This window comes from Elioraea tepida, from assembly GCF_019203965.1.
GTDB classification, from domain to species: Bacteria; Pseudomonadota; Alphaproteobacteria; order Acetobacterales; family Acetobacteraceae; genus Elioraea_A; species Elioraea_A tepida.
Genome location: NZ_CP076448.1, coordinates 968,984 through 988,596, shown reverse-complemented (window position 1 = coordinate 988,596; position 19,613 = coordinate 968,984). Strand labels below are relative to the sequence as shown.

Below are 19,613 nucleotides of genomic sequence, written 5' to 3'. Positions count from 1 at the left end.
GAGGCCGGGCTGATCGCCTCGCTGACCCTTGCCTGGGTGGCTCCGCCGCTGCTCGCGGGCGCCGCCTCTGCGGTCGTCGTCGCGGCGCTCGACCGGCCCCTGGGCCTCTATTCGACGACGATTCTCGGGGCGGAGGCGGCGCGTCGGGCGAGCACCGCCTCGCACTTGGCCCAGACCCGAGCGGCGATGGCGCGGTAGATCCTCGCCTCCTCGCCGTCGGGCTGGGTGGCCGTGATCGGCGCTCCCTCGTCCGAGGTGGTGCGGATGTCAAGCCTGAGCGGGATCTCGCCGAGGAACTCGGTGCCGAGCCGTTCTGCCTCGCGGCGTGCACCGCCATGGCCGAAGATCTCGCTCCGGTGGCCGCAGTTCGGGCAGCAGAAATAGCTCATGTTCTCGATCAGCCCGAGCACCGGCACGTTGGTGCGCGCGAACATGGCGATGCCGCGGCGTGCGTCGATCAGCGCCACATCCTGCGGCGTGGAGACGATCACCGCGCCGGTCAGCGGCACGCGCTGGGCCATCGTCAGCTGGGCGTCGCCCGTGCCGGGCGGCATGTCCACCACCATGATGTCGAGCGGCCCCCAGAGCACCTGGGACATCATCTGCTCGAGCGCGCCCATCACCATCGGCCCGCGCCAGATCATCGGCGTCTCCTCCTCGACGAGGAAGCCGATCGACATGACCTTGAGGCCCCATTTCTCCATCGGCGCGATCATCTGACCCGCCGCGTGCGGCCGGCCCCGCACGCCCAGCATGCGCGGCATCGACGGCCCGTAGATGTCGGCATCGAGCAGGCCGACGGCGAGGCCCGATTGGGCGAGCGCGATCGCGAGATTCGCTGCCGTCGTGCTCTTGCCCACCCCGCCCTTGCCCGAGGCGACGGCGACGATGGCGCGGCAGGTGCCGAGGAGCTGCGGGCCCTTGCCTCGCCCCGCCGCCGCGTCCGCCGCCCGGGCGCCGGCGGTCTGCCCCTGTGGCGTCGGGTCGCCGCGGTGGGCGGTGAGCACGACGGTCGTGTTGAGCACGCCGGGCAGGGCGGAGACCGCCGCCTCGGCCGCCTTGCGCAGCGGTTCGAGCGCTGCGGCGCGCTCGCGCGGCACCTCGAGAGCGAAGGAGACGAGCCCGCCGCGTATCGTGAGGCCCTGCACCATCCCGAGCGAGACGATGTCGGCGCCGCGTTCGGGGTCGCGCAGGCGGGCGAGCGCCGCCATCACTGTCTCGGGCGTCACTGCAGTCATCTCTTGAAAACCCCTCCGGACTGGACGATATCCGGGCGGCCGGTGGGTTGGCACCCGACGGCGCCTTGGCGCGACCAGTGGGTCGCGCTGCCGCCGTCCGATATGGGGCGCGGGTGAGGGGCTTCCAACAGCGAGAAGGCCGGGACACAGCACATGCCCTGGACGAACAACAGCGGGGGCGGCAGCCCCTGGGGCGGCGGCGGACGGCAGGGAGGGCCGTGGGGCGGCGGTGGCCCGCAGCTTCCGCAGGCGCCCAATCTCGACGAGCTGCTGCGCAAGGGGCAGGACTTCGTCCGCCGCTTCCTCCCGCACGGCTTCGGCGGCGGCAAAGGGCTTGCCATCATCGGCCTCGTGCTCGTGGGCATCTGGCTTCTCTCGGGCTTCTATCGCGTTCAGCCGGACGAGCAGGGCATCGTGCTCCGCTTCGGCGCGTTCAACCGCGTCACTGCGCCGGGGTTGAACTATGCCCTGCCCGCACCGATCGAGACCGTGCTCACCCCGCGGGTGACCCGCGTCAATCGGATCGAGGTCGGCTTCCGCAGCGGCGTCGATGGCGGCGTCGCGCGGGTCGGGCCGTTGCGTGATGTCATCGAGGAGAGCCTGATGCTCACCGGTGACGAGAACATCATCGACATCGACTTCTCGGTGCTGTGGCGCATCTCGAACGCCCCCGATTTCCTCTTCAACATCCGCAATCCCGAACAGACGCTCAAATCGGCCGCCGAGAGCGTGATGCGCGAGGTGATCGGCCGCACACCGATCCAACGCGCGCTGACCGAGGCGCGCGCCCAGATCGAGCAGGCGGTGCGCACCGGCACCCAGGCGATCATGGACCAGTACGGGGCCGGGATCGAGGTGACGCAGATCCAGCTCCAGAAGGTTGACCCGCCGGCGGCGGTGATCGACGCCTTCCGCGACGTGCAGCGCGCCAACGCCGACCGTGAGCGTCTGCGCAACGAGGCCGAGGCGTTCCGCAACGACATCATCCCGCGCGCCCGAGGCGAGGCCGAGCGTCTCGTTCAGGAGGCACAGGGCGAGCGCGAGGCGCGGATCGCCCGCGCCAACGGCGAGGCGCAGCGCTTCATCGCCGTGCTCTCCGCCTACAGCGAGGCGCGCGATGTCACCCGCCTGCGCCTCTATCTCGAGACGATGGAGGAGGTGCTCCGCCGGAGCCCGACCATCGTCGTCGATGACAAGGTGCAGAACGTGGTTCCGTTCCTTCCCTTGAACGACCTCAATCGCGGCGCCGCGCGGCAGGCAGCCGGCCTCGGTGACAAGCCGATGCCGATCCCCGCCGCCCCTGCTACCCCCGCCGCCCGTGCCAGCGGAGTGACGCGATGAACCAGAAGGCGATCATCGGCGGCGTCATCGGCCTCGCGGTCGTCGGCGTCGTCCTGTTCTCGACCCTGTTCACGGTGCACCAGACGCAGCAGGTGCTGGTGCTTCAGTTCGGCAAGCCGGTGCGCGTGATCACCGAACCGGGGCTGAACGCGAAGTTGCCGATCGTCCAGAACACGCTCAGCTTCGACAAGCGCCTGCTCGATTACGACATGCCGGGCGAGGAGGTGATCCTCGGCGACCAGCGTCGACTGATCGTCGATGCCTTCACGCGCTTCCGCATCGTCGACCCGCTGCAGTACTACCAGACGGTCGGTGTCGGCGATAACGCCATCCGGGCGCGGCTGTCGTCGATCGTCACCTCGGCGCTGAGGCGCGTGCTCGGCAACGAGCCTCTGCTCGCCGTCCTGTCGGCCGACCGCGGCCGAATCATGGCCGACATCCGCACCCAGGTGAACAACGAGGCGCGTCGCTTCGGCATCGAGATCGAGGATGTGCGAATCCGCCGCGCCGACCTGCCGGAGGAGAACACCCAGGCGATCCTGAACCGGATGCAGTCCGAGCGCGAGCGCGTCGCCCGCGAGGCTCGAGCCGAAGGCGCCGAGGTCGCGGCCCGCGTCCGAGCGAGTGCGGAGCGCGAGCGGACCGTAATCCTCGCCGAGGCCCAGGCGCAGGCCGACATCCTGCGCGGCCAGGGCGAGCAGGAGAGCATCCGGATCCTCGCCGAGGCGTTCCAGCGCGACATCCAGTTCTTCGCCTTCTGGCGGAGCATGCAGGCCTATCGCGAGGCGTTCGGCGAAGGCTCCGAGGGTGGCCGACTCGTGCTGACGCCGGACAGCGAGTTCTTCCGCTTCTTCAAGGATATCCCGCAGGACGTCCGGGCCGCCGGGGTGCGCTGAGGCACTCCTCCGGTCGCGGCGGTCCTTGTCCGTCGCCCTGCTGCTTGCGGCCCTCGGCCTCGTGATCGCGGCCGAGGGCCTGCTCTATGCGGCCTTCCCCGCACAGGTGCGCCGGGCGCTCGCGGCGCTCCTCTCCCTCGAGGACGGCGCGCTGCGCGCCGTCGGCGTCGCCGCCGCGACACTCGGTCTCCTCATCGTCGCGCTGGCGTCGCTGCTCGTCTGACGACGGAGCGGTCCGCGTCGGGACGGCGCAGGCGTAGGCCCCGCGGGGGAGACACGCGCGCCGGCCGCGCTCTGCCGAGGTCAGACGCGTGGCGTCCAGGCCGGCTGGCGAGACGTGACGCCGATCCTGCCGGCTCGATCGCCGCTGACCGAGCCTGCTCCTCCCGGCCGTGGCGCGCGGCAGAGTCGGAGGCGCTCGCGATCGTCCGCCCGATCGCCCAGGGGATGCGTCAGGCAACGCCCCGCTCCCTTCCTGACCGTCAGCGCGCTACCTCCCCGATCGTCGCACGCGCCGGCCGGAAGCGCCGAAGACGCAAGGCGTTCGTCACGACGAACACGCTGGAGAGCCCCATCGCCGCGGCCGCGAAGATGGGAGAGAGCAGCGGGCCGCCGAACGGCCACAGCACCCCGGCGGCGACCGGGATCAGGGCAGCGTTGTAGCCAAAGGCCCAAGCCAGATTCTGGCCTATGTTGCGAAGCGTCGCGCGGCTGAGCGCGACCGCTGTCACGACCGCCCGCAGGTCTCCGCTCATCAGCACAACCTCGGCACTCTCGATCGCGACATCCGTCCCCGTGCCCACCGCAAGCCCGACATCGGCAGAGGCGAGGACCGGGGCATCGTTGAGTCCGTCGCCGACGAAGGCCACCGTCCGCCCTCCCGACCGGAGCGCCGCGATGGCCTCGACCTTGCCCTCGGGCGGTACCTCGGCGACGACGTCGACGATCCCGAGGCTTTCCGCGATCGCCTCCGCCGCCTTGCGGTTATCGCCCGTCACCATCGCGATTCGGAGGCCCATCCCGCGCAGCGCCGAGAGCGCCGCCGGCGCCGAGGGCTTCACGGGATCGGCGACCGCGATCGCGGCGACGCAGCGATCGCCGTCCGCGACGAGGAGCGGCGTCCTGCCCTTGCGTGCGAGCAGAAGCGCGGCCTCGGCCAGCGGGCCCGGGTCGATGCCCAGGCGTTCGAGGTGGCGCGCCGAGCCGACGGCCACGCGACGCCCAGCGACCTCGGCGACGGCCCCGAAGCCTGGAACGGACTCGAAACGCTCTGCTTCGGCAACGGCAAGGCCGCGGGCCGAGGCGGCGGCGACGATCGCGCGCGCGATCGGGTGTTCCGACCGCGCCTCGACGGCGGCGGCGAGCGCGAGCACCGCGGCTTCCTCCTCGCCCGGCGCGACGACGAGATCGGTCACCTCCGGCCTGCCCTCGGTCAGCGTGCCGGTCTTGTCGAACGCCATCACCGCGACGGAGGCGAGCGACTGGAGCGCCTCGCCCCTGCGGAACAGAACGCCGAGCTCGCCGGCCCGGCCGGTTGCGACCATGATCGAGGTCGGCGTGGCAAGCCCCATCGCACAGGGGCAGGCGATGATCAGAACCGCGACCGCGTTGACGAGGGCGAAGGTGAGCGAGGGCTCGGGCCCGGCGACAAGCCAGACGAGGAAGGTCACCGCGGCGATGGCGAGAACGGCGGGAACGAACCAGGCGGTCACCCGGTCGACCAGCGCCTGGATCGGCAGCTTGCCGGCCTGCGCCTCCTCGACCATGCGGACGATCCGCGCAAGCACCGTGTCCGCGCCCACGGCCGTGGCACGAACCCTGAGGCTGCCGGTTCCGTTCACGGTGCCGCCGCTGACGCGCACGCCAGGGTGTTTCGGCACCGGCACGGGCTCGCCGGTGATCATCGATTCGTCGACGAACGAGGCGCCCTCGATCACCTCGCCGTCTGCAGGCAGGCGCTCGCCCGGGCGGACGAGGAAGATGTCACCGGCGACGAGCTCTTCAGCCGGGATCTCGCGTTCCTCGCCGTCGCGCAGCACGCGCGCGGTCGGCGGCTGCAGGCTGACGAGTTTACGGATCGCCTCCGAGGTCCTGCTCCGGCTGCGCGCCTCGAGCCAGCGGCCGAACAGGATCAGGGCGACGATCACCGCAGCCGCCTCGAAGTACACGTGCTGGGCGCCTTCGGGAAGGAGCGAGGGCGCGAAGGTCGCGACCGTCGAGTAGGCGAACGCCGCACTGGTGCCGAGGGCGACGAGCGCGTTCATGTCCGGCGCACCGCGCCACAGCGCGCGCCACCCCGCCTGCTGGATGCGCCGCCCGGGCCAGGCCATCACGGCGGCGGCGAGCAGGAACTGGAGCTTCCAGGAGAGGGCGATCCCGATCGTTTCGTCAATGACATGGTGGACCGCCGACGAGAGATGCGCGCCCATCTCGAGCACGGCGAGCGGCAAGGCGAGCACCGCGGCGATGATGGCATCGCGTCTGAGGCCTCTCTCCTCGGCACGCTCGGCGCTGCGAGCGCGCTCGGCCTGCGCTGCCGGTGCGTCGGCCCCGATCCGCACCGCCCCGTACCCCGCGGCGCTGACCGCTGCCTCGAGGCTCCCGGGCGGAAGGCTCGCAAGATGCGCCACGCGGGCGCGGCCGGTCGCGAGATTGACCGTGGCCTCGCTCACTCCTGGCACCGCCCTGAGCGCGCGCTCGACACGGCCCACACAGGAAGCGCAGCTCATCCCCTCGATCGCGAGATCGGTCACCGTGGTCGGAACGGCATAGCCGGCGCGGACGATCGCCTCGACCACGGCGGCGGCATTCGGCTGGCCCGCGAAGCGGACGGCTGCACGCTGCGTCGCGAGGTTGACCGAGACGGACCTGACCCCCGGAACGGCGGCGATCGCGCGCTCGACGCGGCCGATGCAGGAGGCGCAGCTCATGCCCTCGATCGGCACCACGAGCATGGGCTCTGCGTCACGGGGGGCGGGCGCCATCCCACCCGCGTCGGAAGCGTTCATCGCCGACGGTCCCGAGGCCGGGGCCGTGGCCAAGCAACGCGCCGCAGGCATGCGCCGTGTATCCTCGGGGCGGCGAGACGTGTGCCCTGTCGCCGGGGCGGCTGCATGCCCTGTCTAAACCCTCCTCTGCCCTCCGGGTCAAGCAGCCGCAACCCGGCCGGGCGTGCCGCGAGGGCGTCAGAGATCGCCCAACAGGCGCGGCAGGAACAGCGCGACCTCCGGCACGAAGGCGACGAGGAGGAGCGCCGCGGCCATCGCCGCGACGAACCACACCACCCACGGCACCGTACTCTCAATCGAACAGCCTGCCACCTTGCAGGTGACCATCAGGTTCACCGCCATCGGCGGCGTGAAGGCGCCGATCGCGATGTTCATCGTCAGCATGATGCCGAACCAGGTGAGGTCCCAGCCGAAGCTGCGGGCGATCGGCACAAGGATCGGCAAAAAGACGAGAAAGATCGAGATCGCGTCGATCAGCATGCCAGCGACCAGGATGAGCAGGTTGATCGCAAGCAGCATCCCGACCTCCCCTGGCGCGAGGCTGATCAGGGCGCGGGCGAGCGAGTCGAAGGCGCCGACGGTCGCCCCAGCATGGGCGAAGATCGAGGCAGCCGCGACGATCATCAGAACCACGGCCGAGATCTCGCCGGCGTCGCGGAACACCGCGTAGAGCGAGGCGGGCGTGAGGGTTCGGTACACGACGAGGCCGACGAACAGCCCGTAGGCGACCGCGACGACGGCCGCCTCGGTCGGGGTGAACAGGCCGGAGCGGAGCCCGCCGAGGATGACGATCGGCGCGGCGAGGCCCCAGGCCGCGTCGCGGAAGGCCTGGCCGAGGCCCTCGCGCTGCGTCTCGGGGCCCGGCACCCCGAAGCTGTGCACGCGGGCGAGCGCGATGGCGGGCAGCATCAGCGCGAGCCCGCACAGGAGCCCAGGCACGAGACCGCCCACGAACAGCGCCGGCACCGACACGCCCGGGACGAACACGGAATAGACGATGAAGGGGATGGAGGGCGGGATCAGCACGGCGGTGGAGCCCGCGGCCGCGATCACGCTCGCGCAATAGGGGCGCGGGTAACCCTGCTTCAGCATCGAGGGCAGCATCACGGAGGCGACGGCGGCCGCATCAGCGGCACCTGAGCCGGAGATCCCGCCGAGCAGCATGCAGACGAGGATCGCGACGAGGCCGAGCCCGCCATGCCGCGCGCCGATCAGCGCCGCAGCGAAGCGCACGAGCCGTTCGGCCACGCCGGACTTCTCGAACACCATGCCTGCGAGCACGAACATCGGGAGCGCGAGCAGGGGATACTTCGCGATCCCGGTCCAGATGTTCGTCGGCAGGGCCATGATGCCCAAAGCCTCGACGAGCAGCACGACCGTGCCCGAAAGCCCGAGCGAGACGGCGACCGGGACGCCGAGGAGCAGCATCCCGAAGAACAGGCCGAGCAGGATCAGCGAGCCTTCGAGGGCCATGCCGGGTCGGCCGGCTCAGATGCTTCGCCTTGCCCGTGCCACCCGCACGAGCCGCCCGAGGATTCGCAGAGAGATCAGCGCGGCGATCACCGGCAGCGTGACCGTATACTGCCACTGCGGCACGCCGAGCCCGGGAGAGAGGACCTCGAAGCGGTACTCGTCCCAGGCAAGCCGCGCGCCGTACCACGTCACGAGCGAAAAGAGCAGAAGCGAGGCGCCGAGCACCACGAGCTCGAGTCGGCGCTGCACGGCGGGCCGGAGCTTCTCGACGAAATAGGTCATGCGGATGTGCCAGTCGGCGGCGAACGCGGCCGAGGCGCCGAGCAGGGTGAGCACCACCATCAGCGCCACCGAGTATTCCTCGGTGAAGGCGAAGGAGCGGTCGGTGAAGTAGCGGACGAGCACGTTGGCGAAGGTGATGGCGGCGAGCACCGCCATCAGGAGAGCCACCGCCGCCCCTTCGAGCGTGACCGGCAGCCGCGGCGGGGCTTCGCCGAGCTTGAGCCCGGGCTGCCGCTCGGGGGGCTCGCTCACCGCCACCCGAGGCGCACCGAGCGAGCCGTGCGGGGGAGGCGGCGCGCGGTCACGCGCTCGCGGCGACGGCGGCCTGCGCCTTGCGCGCGAGCTCGGCGCCCACCTGCGCCGCCCACTTGTCGAACACGGGCTTCGTCGCCTCGGCGAAGGCGCGCTTCTCCTCGAGCGTCAGTGCGACGACCTCGACACCCCGACGGGCGAGCTCGTCGAGCGAGGAACGATCGCCGTCGAAGCCGAGCCCCTTGCGCGCGGCGGCGATCTGACGCTTTGCCGCCTCGCGGGCGCTCTCGGCGACGATCTCCTGGTCCGCCCGGCTGAAGCTGTCCCACACGGGCTTCGCGACGTGGAAGATCCCCGCGTCCGCGACGTAGTTCCAGATCGTCAGGTGCTTCTGGGCGAGCGTGTCCATGCGGAAGGCGAGAAACAGGTTGATCGGGTTCTCCTGCCCATCGACCGCGCCGGTCGAGAGCGCGGGCTGGAGGTCGGCGAAGGACATCTGCACCGGGTTGGCGCCGAGTTGGGTGTAGATGTCGCTGAAGATCGCTCCGGCCGCGAAACGGATCTTCATCCCCCGCAGGTCGGCCGGGCGACGGATCGGCCGCTTGCTGTTGGAGAGCTCGCGGAAGCCGTTCTCGCCCCACGCAAGCGGCACAACATCCCGGGTGGCGAGCACGCGGAACAGGTCCCTCCCGACCTCGCCGTTGATCAGCGCATCGAAGGCGGCAGGCCCGGGCATCAGAAACGGCAGCGAAAAGAGGTTCATCTCGCGGATCTGCGGCGAGAGGTTGATGGTGGAGGAGACGCAGAAGTCGATCACGCCCTGGCGCATCGCCACGAGCTCGCGCGTCTGGTCGCCGCCGACGAGCTGGCTGCCCGGATAGACCTTGACGTTGATCCGCCCGCCGGTGCGCTGGGTGACGAGCTCGGCCCACTCGAAGGCGCTGGCGGAGAGCGGGATCGGCCGGTTGCCGACGACCGAGAGCTTGTACTCGCTCTTCAGCGATTGGGCGCGCGACACCCAAGGCGCGGCGAGCGGCGCGGCGGCGGCGGCGATCAGGATCGAGCGTCGGGCGAATGGCGTGCGCATGGCGTCCCCCTCCTTCGCCGCCTTGGCGCGGCGGCGTTGCAATTCTGGCTTCCGGCGGCGGAAGCCAGTGTCGGGCGAGAGCATGTGGGAGAGGCGCCCCCGCGGCAAGAGCGTTGGAAGACGCGAACGGGCCGGAGGCGGGGGCGGGCGGCCCTTTCCGGGTGGCGGCCGCGGGTGTGGGGGAGCAACCGCTCAGGGCATGACGGCGACGCGCAGGGCGTTCGTGCTTCCCGAGGCGCCGAAGGGCACGCCCGCGACCACGACGAGCTCCTCCCCCTGCCGCAGGAACCCCTCCTGGCCGGCGATGCGGAGGCTCTTCGAGACCGTCTCGGTCATGGAATGGACATCCGCAGTCACCACGGGGTGCACGCCCCAGACGACGGTGAGCCGCCGTGCCGTCTCGATCCGCGGCGTGAGCCCGAGGATCGGCGCCTCGGGCCGCTCGCGCCCCATGCGCAGGGCGGTCGCACCGCTCATCGTGAAGGTCGCAATCGCCTTCGCCCCGATCGTCGCGGCGACCTGGCGTGCGGCAGCGGCGATCGCATCGGCCGTCGAGCGCTCGGGCGGGTTGCGCGTCGCCTCGACGATCTCGCGCCAGGTCGGGTCAGCCTCCACGCGGGCGACGATCCGGTCCATCATCGCCACCGCCTCGCGCGGGAAGGCGCCGGCGGCGCTCTCGGCCGAGAGCATCACCGCATCCGCCCCGTCGAACACGGCGGTCGCGACGTCGGAGGCCTCGGCGCGCGTCGGGGTGGGCGCCGAGATCATGCTCTCGAGCATCTGTGTCGCCACCACCACCGGCTTGCCCGCGCGACGGCAGGCCTTGACGATCCGCTTCTGGGCAAGCGGCACCGCCTCGGGCGGCAGCTCGACGCCGAGATCGCCGCGCGCGACCATCACGCAGTCGGCGAGCGCGACGATCTCGTCGAGCGCCTCGAGCGCCGAGGGCTTCTCGAGCTTCGCCATGATCCAGGCGCGGCCGTCGACGAGCCGTTTCGCCTGCGCGACGTCCTCCGGCTTCTGCACGAAGGAGAGGCCGACATACTCGATGCCGTGCTCGAGCGCGAAGGCGAGGTCGCGCCGGTCCTTCTCGGTCAGCGCCGGGATCGGCAGGGCGATGTCGGGCACGTTCACGCCCTTGCGGTCGGACACCTGGCCGCCGACGACCACTTCGGTCTCGAGATGATCGGGGCGCACGCGCGTCACACGCAGCCGCACCTTGCCGTCGTCGATCAGGAGGGTGGAACCGATGCGCGCGGCGGCGATGATCTCTGGGTGCGGCAGCGCAACCCGGGTGCGATCCCCCGGCACGGGGGAGAGGTCGAGGCGGAAGGTCTGGCCGGTCTGGAGCTGGACGCGGCCGCCGCCGAAGGTGCCGACGCGGAGCTTCGGCCCCTGCAGGTCGGCGAGCACGCCAATCGGCCGCCCCGCACGCTTCTCGATCGCGCGGATCGCAGTGAGACGCGCGAGATGCTCCTCATGCGTGCCATGGCTGAAGTTCAGCCGGAACACGTCGGCGCCGGCGAGGAACAGCGCCTCGATCACCTCCGGTGTCGAGGAGGCGGGGCCGAGGGTGGCGACGATCTTGGTGCGTCGATGGCGCCGGAGCGTGGGCTTCCGTCGCATCTCAGCCTCGCGCGGGCCCGAGCCGCGGCGCGCGGGGCAACGCTGATCGGAACGGAAGGGGATCGAGATCAGGCTGTACCGGAGGCGCTTCCGTCACGCGAGACGTCGGCCAGGGCGCCGCCCGATCGCGCAAGCAGGAAGCGCCGCTGCGGGCAAGCCCCGGGCGCGGCCTCGGGACGTCGGCGGCGATGTCGCGGCGCTCTCCGCCCATCGGCTCACGCCGCCTCGGCGAGGCTCTCGAACAGGGCCAAGCCGTCGGTCCCGCCCATCAGCGGATCGACGAGATCCTCAGGATGCGGCATCAGCCCGAGGATGCGGCGGTTCTCGGAGAAGATCCCGGCGATATTGCGCGCCGCCCCGTTCGGCGCCGCCGCCGGCAACGCCTCGCCGGCTTCGTTGACATAGCGGAACGCGACCAGACCCTCCCCCTCGAGCCGGTCGAGCACCGGCTCATCGGCGACGTAGTTGCCGTCGCCATGGGCGAGCGGGGCGCGGATGATCGCGCCCGGGGCGTAGCGGGCGGTAAAGGGCGTGTCGGTGCGCTCGACCCGCATCAGGCAGTCCATCGCGAGGAAGCGCAACGTGGCGTTGCGCAGCAGCGCGCCGGGGAGCAGCCCGGCCTCGCAGAGGATCTGGAAGCCGTTGCAGACGCCCAAGATCAGGCCGCCGCGCGCGGCATGGTCGGCCACCGCGCGCATGATCGGGGAGCGTGCGGCGATCGCGCCGCAGCGCAGATAGTCGCCATAGCTGAACCCGCCCGGCAGAACCACGAGGTCAAGCCCGGGCGGAAGCGCGGCGTCGCGGTGCCAGAGCATCACGGGGCGGCGGCCCGTGGCGCGCTCGAGCGCGATCGCCATGTCGCGCTCGCGGTTCGTTCCGGGGAACACGACGATGCCGGCGCGGAGAGCGCTCATGACGCGCCGCCCCCCTCCGCGGCGCCCGGAGCGGGCGCAAGCGGCGAGCGGCTCGCCTCGGAGCGTCCGATTCGCGGGCTCACCACCAGGTGCCGAGCCTCAGCCAGTGCATCGCGGCGAGCGTCACGAGCGTCGCGCCGACGGCGAGCGCCGCCGCATCGAACCACAGGCGAATAGCCGCCCGCTTGCGGGCGACGAAGCCCCCCGCGCGGAGCCTCTCCGCCTCGCGCCGGCGCAGCGCGAGCGCGATCACGACGGTGAGCACCAGGAAGACGAGGATCGAGGCCTTGGCCACCGCCGCCCTTCAGACGAGCTCGACGCGGAAGCTTTCAATGACGCTGTTGGCGAGCAGCTTCCGCGCCATCTCCTCGGCGGTGGCCCGAGCCTTCGCCGGGTCTGCCTCGGCGAGCGTCAGCTCGATCACCTTGCCCGCCCGAACCTCCTCGACCCCTGTGAAGCCGAGCGTTCCGAGGGCGTGCGCAATCGCCCGCCCCTCTGGGTCGAGAACGCCCGATTTGGGCATGACCGTCACGCGCGCCTTCGTCACCGCGAGGCACTCCCAGGGGCGGGGCGCGTCACTGCATCGTCTCCGGGCCCTTGAGGTCGCGCATCCCCGCCTCGGGCAGGATCCCCAACCGCCGCGCCACCTCCTGGTAAGCCTCCTCGACCTTGCCGAGGTCGCGGCGAAACCGGTCCTTGTCGAGCTTCTCGTTCGTCTTGATGTCCCACAGCCGGCACGAATCGGGGGAGATCTCGTCGGCGAGCACGATCCGCATCTCGTCGTTCTCCCACAGCCGGCCGAACTCGAGCTTGAAGTCGACGAGCCGGATGCCGACGCCGAGGAAGAGGCCGGTGAGGAAGTCGTTCACCCGAAGCGACAGCGCCATGATGTCGTCGAGGTCCTGGACCGAGGCCCAGCCGAAGGCGGTGATATGCTCCTCGGCCACCATCGGGTCACCGAGCTGGTCGTTCTTGTAGTAGTACTCGACGATCGAGCGCGGCAGCGGCGTGCCCTCGGGGATGCCGAGGCGGGTGGAGAGGCTGCCTGCGGCGACGTTGCGAACCACCACCTCGAGCGGGATGATCTCGACTTCGCGGATCAGCTGCTCGCGCATGTTCAGGCGCCGGACGAAATGCGTCGGCACGCCGATCTCGGCAAGCCGGGTCATGATGAACTCGCTGATGCGGTTGTTCAGCACGCCCTTGCCGGTGATCACCCCCTTTTTCTGGGCGTTGAAGGCGGTGGCATCGTCCTTGAAATACTGCACGAGGGTGCCCGGTTCCGGCCCCTCGAACAGGATCTTCGCCTTGCCTTCGTAGAGCTGCCTGCGGCGCGCCATGGTCGGAAACACCCCTTCCCCGCTGCGCGAGGTCTTCTGTCGCATCGCGATATAGCACGCCCGCGCCTGCGGCCACAGCGGTGCCGCGGCCGGGAGACGGCGCTCGCGGCCGGCTCGACCGGGCGGGCTCAGCGCAGGGTTGACTGCACGATGTCGTGCACGAGCAGGCTGCCGGCCTGGGCGAGCACCACGGTGGTTCCCACCACCAGGACCTCGTAGCCCGGCCGGGCGACGAGCTGGGCGAGCAGCGAGGCGGGAGCGGCGCGCTTGGCGATCCCCGGCGGCAGCGGCTTGCCGCGGGCGACGTTGCGGGCGATGCCTGGGGGGAGGGGGCGAAGCGAGCCGGCGTTGGCGGCGAGCCAGGCGCTGATCCGCGCCTGCTCGGCCGCGGTGAAGGCGACCGTCACCTGGCCCGGCCGGGGCGAGGGCTGGCCCTGCGGCAGGCCCGGGATCGCCTGGCCGTAGCCCTGTCCGCGCCCGGGCGGCGGCTGCGCCTCGGCAAGCGAGGGGCAGAGCAGCGCAACGAGAAGCGCCCGCCGGAACGACACGATCATACCCTAACACTCGCCCCGATCCGCCGCTTACGCAAGTCGGCCATCCGCGGCGCGATCGGAGCGCCTGAGGACGACGGTGCAGACCGCGCCGGCTTCTGCTAGAGGAGGCGCGGAATGGAAGGCGCATGCCGCGGGGGAGGTGCGATGAGCACGGACGCTTTCGCCGAGCGCGAGAGGGGCTTCGAGGCGAAGTTCAAGCTGGATCAGGAGCAGGAGTTCCGCGCCCAGGCGCGGCGCAACCGCCTGTTCGGCCTGTGGGCGGCACAGCGGCTCGGCAAGAGCGGGGCGGAGGCCGAGGAGTATGCGCGGAGCGTCGTGACGGCCGACTTGAAGAAGCCCGGTCACGAGGACGTTCTCGAGAAGGTCGCGGCCGACCTCCTCGCCGCCGGTCAGGCGCCGTCGATGGACGAGCTGCGCGCCGTCTATGACGAGGCGCTCGCCACCGCGCGTCAGCAGGTGGCGGCGGAAGGTCCGAAGGCCTGACTCGGCTGGCCCGGCTCTGCGTCCGGTCGGGAGACGGTCGCCGGCCCGGCGCGGTCGCCGCGGCCCCCTCACCGCTTCCCGCCGCACCGGAGGCCGGTGTCACGTCTGCCCGGCCGACTGACTGCACTCGCGGCGATATCGAGCCGCACGATCGCACCCTCGCCGTCGGGGCAGCCGAGAGGGGCGCCCGGGCTCTCCCGCGCTGCCGCCCGGCCCCTCAGCCGCCATCGACGTCGCCCGGGCGCTCCTCGTCGTCGCCGAACACGCGGGCGAGCACGGTATCGACATGGCGCAGATGCAGCCTCGGGTCCATCGCCCGGTCGATCGCCGCGGCGTCGAGATACGCCGTCACCTCCGGGTCGGCGAGCAGGTGGTCGCGGAACGTGCGCGCCCCCTCCGTGCCGAGCGCGGCCCAGGTCGCCATCGCATTGCGCTGGACCGCGGCGTAGGCCGCCTCGCGGCTCATCCCGGCCTGGGTGAGCGCGAGCAGCACCTCGCCCGAATGCACCACGCCGCCGAGCGCCTCGAGATTGGCCGCCATCCGCTCCGGATAGATCACGAGCGTCTCGATCATCCCGGCAAGACGCTGCAGGGCGAAGTCGAGAGCGATCGTCGCATCCGGCGCGATCACGCGCTCGACCGAGGAGTGCGAGATGTCACGCTCGTGCCAGAGAGCGACGTTCTCGAGCGCCGGCACCACCATTCCCCGCACGAGCCGCGCGAGCCCCGTGAGGTTCTCCGACAGCACCGGGTTGCGCTTGTGCGGCATCGCCGAGGAGCCCTTCTGGCCCGGGTGGAAGTATTCCTCCGCCTCGCGCACCTCCGACCGCTGCAGGTGCCGGATCTCGATCGCGAGCCGCTCGATGCCGGCGGCGATCACCGCAAGCACGGCGAAGACCATCGCATGCCGGTCACGCGGGATCACCTGGGTCGAGACCGGCTCGACCGCGAGGCCGAGGCGGGCAGCGACGAAGGCCTCGATCGAGGGATCGACATGGGCGAAGGTGCCGACGGCGCCGGAGATGGCGCAGGTGCCAATCTCGCGCCGCGCCGCGGCGAGCCGCTCGCGCCCGCGCGCGAACTCGGCCCAGTGGCCGGCGAGCTTCAGCCCGAACGAGGTCGGCTCGGCGTGGATGCCGTGGCTTCTGCCGATCGTCACGGTATGGCGATGTTCGAGCGCGCGCGCCTTGAGCGCGTCGAGAAGCCGCGCCAGCCCCCGGTCGATCAGGTCGAGCGCCTGGGTGAACTGAACGGCAAGCGTCGTATCGAGCACGTCGGAGGAGGTGAGCCCCTGGTGCAGGAACCGCGCCTCCGGCCCGATCCCCTCGCCGAGCCAGGTGAGGAAGGCGATCACGTCATGCCGCACCTCCGCCTCGATCGCGTCGATCCGGGCGAGGTCGGCTTCCGTCATCGACGCGACCCGCGGGCCGCCCTTCTCGCGGATCGCCCGCGCTGCCTCGCGGGGGATCTGGCCAAGCTCGCCCTGCCGTTCGGCCACCAGGGCCTCGATCTCGAACCAGATCCGGTAGCGGTTCCGGGGCTCCCAGATCGCTGCCATCTCCGGGCGGCTGTAGCGTGGGATCATCGTCTGTCCTCGTGGCTTGCGCGGCGTGTGTGCGCCGCCCGGCGAGGGTTGACAAGCCGCCGCCCATCGCCCGCTATGACGGGCTGTTCCGCCCTCGCACACGGCAGCGCGTGATGGACCTCTCGATCTCCGGTTCCCAAATCTGGGCGCTTGTTGCCGTCATCGGCATCGACATCGCGCTTGCGGGAGACAATGCCGTCGTCGTCGGCATGGCGGCCGCCGGCCTGCCGCCGGAACAGCGCCGGCGCGCGATCATCCTCGGCATCGGCGCTGCCGCGCTCTTGCGCATCCTGTTCGCCCTGATGACGACGCAGCTGCTCGAGATCACCGAGCTCGTCTTCGTCGGCGGGCTCCTGCTCGTCTGGGTCTGCTGGAAGATGTACCAGGAGCTTCGCGGCGCGCGCGAGGCGGAGAGCAAGCATGCCGCGGAAGGCTTCAACGCGCAGCCGAAGACCTTCGCCCAGGCGATGTACCAGATCGTCATCGCCGACGTCTCGATGAGCCTCGACAACGTTCTCGCCGTGGCCGCGGCCTCCAAGGAGCACCCCTACATCATGGCCTTCGGCCTGCTTCTCTCGGTGGTGCTGATGGGGGTGGCGGCCTCCTATATTGCGCGGATGCTCGATCGGCACCGCTGGATCGGCTGGCTCGGTCTGGCGCTGATCGTCTATGTCTCGCTGAAGATGCTGTGGGAGGGCTGGCCGGGCGTGGCCCGCCATGTCGGGCTCTCGCCTGACCCGACGGTGATGATCTCGGTCGCGGGGGCCGCGATCCTGCTCTACGTGCTCGCCGATCTCCTGATCCTGCGGCGGCGGACACTGCCCTGAGCGGCGAAAGCGGCGCGGGACCAGGCCGACGATCGGATCGCCCGTGCCCGGCAAAGCTGGGGCCGGCGACGGTGTGCGCCGGGGCTGATCCGGGCGGCCGCGGCTCCCGGGCGCGAGGTGCCGGTCGACAGCGGCTAGAGAAGCCCCTCGCGCCGGAAGCTCATCCACCGCCCCATGCCGACGATCACATGGTCATGCAGTGCGAGGCCGAGCGCCTTCGCCGCCGACGCCAGCTCGCGCGTGAGTTCGATGTCGGCCCGGCTCGGCGTGGGGTCACCGGAGGGGTGGTTGTGCACGAGGATCAGCGCCGCCGCCTTGAGCTCGAGCGCGCGTTTGAGCACCTCGCGCGGATAGAGCGGCGTGTGGTTCACCGTCCCTCGCCCCTGCTGCTCGTCGGCGATCAGCCGGTTGCGGCTGTCGAGGAAGAGCGCCCGAACCTGCTCCACCGGCTCGCGCGCAAGTGAGGCGTGGAGATAGTCGAGCAGCCGGTCCCAGGAGGACAGGACCGGCCGCTCCGTGAGCTCGGCCTTCAGAAGGCGCAGGCTCGCCGCCTGGACGACCTTGAGCGCCGCCACCGCCGCATCGCCCATGCCGTCAACGGCGAGAAGCTCGCTTCGCGGCGCGGCGATTGCGGCGGCGAAACTGCCGAACCGGGCGATCAGCGCCTTCGCGAGCGGCTTGGTGTCCACCCGCGGCACGGCATAGAGCACCATTTCAAGCAGCTCGTAGTCGGCAAGAGCGTCGGGGCCGGCGGTGAAGAGCCGCTCGCGCATGCGCCGGCGGTGGTCGAGATGGCCGGGCTCGCTTCGCCCCTTCTGTGGGGGCGCTGCCGCGGGTTCGAACAGGTCGCCGCCCGCCACGCCCCCCTTGCGCCGCGGCATGGCCTCAGGCCCCGAACGGGGCGAAGCGCGGGTCCTTCCGTTCCGCCTCCGAGAGGGTGAACACCTCGACGCCTGTGGCGGTGACGCCGACGCAGTGCTCGAACTGCGCCGAGAGGCGCCGGTCGCGCGTCACCGCGGTCCAGCCGTCGTCAAGGATCTTCACCTCCGGCCGGCCGGCGTTGACCATCGGCTCGACGGTGAAGAACATCCCCTGGCGCAGCGTGATCCCCTCGCCGGGGCGGCCGAAGTGCAGGATGTTCGGCGCCTCGTGGAAGTTCCGGCCGAGCCCGTGGCCGCAGAAGTCGCGCACCACGGAGAAGCGATGCCGCTCGACATAGCTCTGGATCGCGAAGCCGACGTCGCCGAGCCTCGCCCCGGGGCGGATCGCGCGTATGCCCCGCCACATCGCCTCGTAGGTCACGTCCATCAAGCGCTTCGCTGCGCGCGAGGGCTCGCCGGCGGCGAACATGCGCGAGGTGTCGCCATGCCAGCCATCGAGGATCACGGTGACGTCGATGTTGATGATGTCTCCCTCCTCGAGCCGGCGCTCGCCCGGGATGCCGTGGCAGACGACATGGTTGACGGAGGTGCAGATCGACTTCGGGAAGCCCCGGTAGCCGAGCGGTGCGGGCACTGCCCCATGGGCGGTGATGAAGTCATGGCACAGCCGGTCGAGCTCCGCCGTGCTCACCCCTGGGCGGACATGCGGGGCGATCATGTCGAGGGTGGCGGCGGCGAGCCGGCCGGCGCGGCGCATCCCCTCGAAATCCTCGGGGTCATGCAGCACGATCCGGCGTGCCTCGGCCGTGCCACCCCCCGCGTCGCGCTCGAGCTGGTTCATGTCCTCTTCGCCTGAAGGCGATCGCCTAGCGCGGCGGCGGCGGTGGCGCAAGCCGAACCCTGCCCCGCAGCGTGCTCGACAGTGCCGAGCGCGTCGGCGAGCCGGAGCCGCGCGCTGCCCGGGGCGAGCGGCTTCGGCTGGCTCGCATGTGGCGCCCAGCCGGTGAGCGTCGCGACGACGAAGGGGATGGCGATCACGCCGCCGCGCGCGCCTTCCGCCAGACGCGCAACGGCGCGGCCGAGCACGGCACGCCGAAGCGAGGTGCGGTTCAGCGCGGCCACGGCATTGGTCTCGCCGAGAGCCCGCAGGTCGGCGAACAGGGCGAACGGGTCGCGATACTCGACCGTGATCGTCTCAACGTCGGCGACCGGCAGGGCGAAGCCCGCACGCTGCAGGAGTGCGGCGCAATCGCGGAGGTCGGCGAAGGGGGAGACGCGGGGCGAGGCGCCGCCCGTCACCTCGGCTTCGGCCGCGAGGAAGGCCTCTCGCACTGGAGCGAGCGTGCCCAAAGCCCACAGGGTCGCGAGGAACAGCCCATCGGGTTCGAGTGCCTGCCGTATCTGCAGAAGCGCGCCGGGGAGGTCGTTCACCCAGTGAAGCGAGAGATTCGACACCACGAGGTCGAACGAGCCCGGGGCGAAGGGCAGCGCCTCCTCGTCGGCCGCGACCGCACGCCCACACGAGGCCGCGGCACGCCGCGCCATTGCCGGGGCGGGATCGGCCGAGACGACGAAGGGGATGCCGCGGGCGCGGAGCAGGCGCGCCATCAGCCCGTGCCGGCCGCCGAGATCGAGCGCCCGGGTGAAGCGACGGGTGGTGTCGTCGAGCCGGTCGGCGAGCCGGGCGGCCGTCTCGGCGAGGATCGGCTCGGCCGACGCGACGAGCCGGGCGGCGCGCTCGCGCCGCTTCCGGTGCAGCTTCCGGTCGAACACCTCCATCACCGTGTTCATACCCGGCATGTGGGCCGGTTGCCCGCCGACGCCAA

20 protein-coding genes are annotated in these 19,613 nt (G+C 71.3%); 5 read left to right on the top strand and 15 right to left on the bottom strand.

The features are described 5' to 3' along the window. Positions 1-107 precede the first annotated feature (107 nt). Positions 108-1,238, bottom strand: coding sequence for an Mrp/NBP35 family ATP-binding protein (locus tag KO353_RS04790; protein WP_218286596.1), 1,131 nt, complete (start codon positions 1,236-1,238; stop codon positions 108-110). 153 nt (positions 1,239-1,391) lie between these two features. On the opposite strand from KO353_RS04790, the gene hflK reads away from it, so the two are divergent. The 3 genes from hflK to KO353_RS04775 are packed head-to-tail and all read left to right on the top strand — an operon-like array spanning position 1,392 to position 3,698. Beyond that, positions 1,392-2,579: an FtsH protease activity modulator HflK gene (gene hflK, locus KO353_RS04785; protein ID WP_218286595.1), complete on the top strand. Its 1,188-nt coding sequence runs from the start codon at positions 1,392-1,394 to the stop codon at positions 2,577-2,579. Beyond that, entirely contained in the window at positions 2,576-3,475 is a 900-nt protein-coding gene (hflC, locus tag KO353_RS04780; RefSeq protein ID WP_218286594.1) for a protease modulator HflC, read from the top strand. The genes hflK and hflC overlap by 4 nt, the downstream gene beginning before the upstream one ends. A gap of 25 nt (positions 3,476-3,500) precedes the next feature. Beyond that, the gene (locus KO353_RS04775) at positions 3,501-3,698 is read left to right on the top strand and encodes a DUF2065 family protein (protein ID WP_218286593.1); all 198 of its coding nucleotides are present in this window, start codon (positions 3,501-3,503) and stop codon (positions 3,696-3,698) included. A 259-nt stretch (positions 3,699-3,957) separates the two neighbouring features. Here KO353_RS04775 and KO353_RS04770 read toward each other — a convergent pair whose 3' ends face one another. The 10 genes from KO353_RS04770 to KO353_RS16665 form a co-directional block, all read right to left on the bottom strand. After that, entirely contained in the window at positions 3,958-6,483 is a 2,526-nt protein-coding gene (locus KO353_RS04770) for a heavy metal translocating P-type ATPase (protein WP_235692026.1), read from the bottom strand. Positions 6,484-6,660: 177 nt separating this feature from the next. Beyond that, positions 6,661-7,956 carry a TRAP transporter large permease gene (locus tag KO353_RS04765; protein WP_218286592.1) on the bottom strand — a complete coding sequence of 432 codons (1,296 nt, stop codon included), beginning with the start codon at positions 7,954-7,956 and terminating at the stop codon, positions 6,661-6,663. A gap of 15 nt (positions 7,957-7,971) precedes the next feature. Continuing rightward, on the bottom strand, positions 7,972-8,490 hold the full coding sequence (locus KO353_RS04760) for a TRAP transporter small permease (protein ID WP_235692025.1): 519 nt from the start codon (positions 8,488-8,490) through the stop codon (positions 7,972-7,974). 49 nt (positions 8,491-8,539) lie between these two features. Then, positions 8,540-9,577 (bottom strand): TRAP transporter substrate-binding protein DctP, encoded by a 1,038-nt coding sequence (gene dctP / locus KO353_RS04755; protein ID WP_218286591.1) that lies wholly within the window; start codon positions 9,575-9,577, stop codon positions 8,540-8,542. A gap of 192 nt (positions 9,578-9,769) precedes the next feature. Next, complete coding sequence (gene pyk / locus KO353_RS04750; RefSeq protein ID WP_218286590.1) at positions 9,770-11,203, bottom strand: pyruvate kinase; 1,434 nt, start codon at positions 11,201-11,203, stop codon at positions 9,770-9,772. A gap of 215 nt (positions 11,204-11,418) precedes the next feature. Further along, on the bottom strand, positions 11,419-12,117 hold the full coding sequence (purQ, locus tag KO353_RS04745; RefSeq protein WP_218286589.1) for a phosphoribosylformylglycinamidine synthase subunit PurQ: 699 nt from the start codon (positions 12,115-12,117) through the stop codon (positions 11,419-11,421). A 79-nt stretch (positions 12,118-12,196) separates the two neighbouring features. Further along, complete coding sequence (locus KO353_RS04740) at positions 12,197-12,412, bottom strand: hypothetical protein (protein ID WP_218286588.1); 216 nt, start codon at positions 12,410-12,412, stop codon at positions 12,197-12,199. A 9-nt stretch (positions 12,413-12,421) separates the two neighbouring features. Next, the gene (purS, locus tag KO353_RS04735) at positions 12,422-12,664 is read right to left on the bottom strand and encodes a phosphoribosylformylglycinamidine synthase subunit PurS (protein ID WP_268906210.1); all 243 of its coding nucleotides are present in this window, start codon (positions 12,662-12,664) and stop codon (positions 12,422-12,424) included. A 28-nt stretch (positions 12,665-12,692) separates the two neighbouring features. Then, on the bottom strand, positions 12,693-13,457 hold the full coding sequence (purC, locus tag KO353_RS04730) for a phosphoribosylaminoimidazolesuccinocarboxamide synthase (protein WP_218286587.1): 765 nt from the start codon (positions 13,455-13,457) through the stop codon (positions 12,693-12,695). Positions 13,458-13,585: 128 nt separating this feature from the next. Further along, positions 13,586-14,011 carry an anti-virulence regulator CigR family protein gene (locus KO353_RS16665; RefSeq protein ID WP_218286586.1) on the bottom strand — a complete coding sequence of 142 codons (426 nt, stop codon included), beginning with the start codon at positions 14,009-14,011 and terminating at the stop codon, positions 13,586-13,588. Between the two features lie 144 nt (positions 14,012-14,155). Between KO353_RS16665 and KO353_RS04720 the strand changes: the two genes are divergently transcribed. Further along, positions 14,156-14,494: a DUF1476 domain-containing protein gene (locus tag KO353_RS04720; RefSeq protein ID WP_218286585.1), complete on the top strand. Its 339-nt coding sequence runs from the start codon at positions 14,156-14,158 to the stop codon at positions 14,492-14,494. Positions 14,495-14,711: 217 nt separating this feature from the next. Here KO353_RS04720 and purB read toward each other — a convergent pair whose 3' ends face one another. Further along, positions 14,712-16,079, bottom strand: coding sequence for an adenylosuccinate lyase (gene purB, locus KO353_RS04715; RefSeq protein WP_218286584.1), 1,368 nt, complete (start codon positions 16,077-16,079; stop codon positions 14,712-14,714). Positions 16,080-16,192: 113 nt separating this feature from the next. On the opposite strand from purB, the gene KO353_RS04710 reads away from it, so the two are divergent. Then, positions 16,193-16,906: a TerC family protein gene (locus tag KO353_RS04710; RefSeq protein WP_218286583.1), complete on the top strand. Its 714-nt coding sequence runs from the start codon at positions 16,193-16,195 to the stop codon at positions 16,904-16,906. A gap of 134 nt (positions 16,907-17,040) precedes the next feature. Here KO353_RS04710 and radC read toward each other — a convergent pair whose 3' ends face one another. Genes radC through KO353_RS04695 form a run of 3 tightly spaced genes read right to left on the bottom strand, consistent with a single transcriptional unit; the run spans position 17,041 to position 19,587 of the window. After that, on the bottom strand, positions 17,041-17,787 hold the full coding sequence (gene radC / locus KO353_RS04705) for a RadC family protein (RefSeq protein ID WP_218286582.1): 747 nt from the start codon (positions 17,785-17,787) through the stop codon (positions 17,041-17,043). 4 nt (positions 17,788-17,791) lie between these two features. Next, entirely contained in the window at positions 17,792-18,628 is an 837-nt protein-coding gene (gene map / locus KO353_RS04700) for a type I methionyl aminopeptidase (RefSeq protein WP_218286581.1), read from the bottom strand. Then, positions 18,625-19,587 (bottom strand): methyltransferase domain-containing protein, encoded by a 963-nt coding sequence (locus KO353_RS04695; protein ID WP_218286580.1) that lies wholly within the window; start codon positions 19,585-19,587, stop codon positions 18,625-18,627. Before KO353_RS04695 ends, map begins: the two co-directional genes overlap by 4 nt. Positions 19,588-19,613: the final 26 nt, after the last annotated feature.